The following is an 857-nucleotide window of genomic DNA, read 5'->3' as shown; positions in this document are numbered from 1 at the left end:
GCGACACGGAGCGCAAAGAGGGTGGCCCACTCGAAGGCAACCATGGCCCGAAGCCGATCGTAGCCATCAATCGCCTCGCGCCACGCCCGCCCAAGCCTGATATTGACCCCGTCGGGTAGAAGAAAAGCGCGACGTCGATACAGCCCACGTAATAGTGAGAGTGCATCGACTACAGGATGAGCAGCCTCGGACTCGAACGGTAGCTGCACGATCCGATTCAAAAGGTTACGGGCGTAGTACCGCTTTCGGACCAGACACTGCCGGATCTGGCTCCGACGGCTGGTGGGATGCGGTTGCAAAACATCATCTGCAAGCAGACAAAGCTTCTCACCGAGCTGTTCGCGCGAGAGGCTTTCATCATTGGCGAGTGCTTTGACGGCAAGCGCGAACTCGCGGAGTTGATCCGCGGCCTTCATCCGCATCGCATCCACTTCGCGCGACGTGTCGTTGACAACCTTCAGTATCCATCTCCGGAGCATCTCGAGTACCTGATCAGTCGCGATACAGAGGGAATACCGCATGAAACAGGCGGCTTCGATTCGTCGGCTTTGGGGTTCGATTCGCTTGCTGATCGATGGCGGGCGACTTGCGCAACGGCGGGCGTAGTGGCGCACCACGGCATCGTTGCATTCAATCGGCCAACGCGTTGCCACCTCGTACATCGTGAGCAAATTGACTTTGTCGAGGATCTCGCTCATCTGATGGGTCGAGTTGCGCAGCGGAACGGCCCACAGCCATCGCTGGAGACTTGAATGTTCTCCATGGGGCTGAGCCAGAACTCGCGCCCAACTCTCGAGTTTTTCCATACCTACAGCCTGCTCGAGCGCGCCGTGCAGTTGCCCCTCAATGTCGCGTAC

1 pseudogene is annotated in these 857 nt (G+C 58.6%); it reads right to left on the bottom strand.

The features are described 5' to 3' along the window. A pseudogene (locus BST28156_RS34525) lies at positions 1 to 857 on the bottom strand (Tn3 family transposase); the annotation flags it as partial.

Source organism: Burkholderia pseudomultivorans, assembly GCF_902499075.1.
GTDB lineage: Bacteria > Pseudomonadota > Gammaproteobacteria > Burkholderiales > Burkholderiaceae > Burkholderia > Burkholderia pseudomultivorans.
This window is presented reverse-complemented; position numbering and strand designations above follow the sequence as displayed.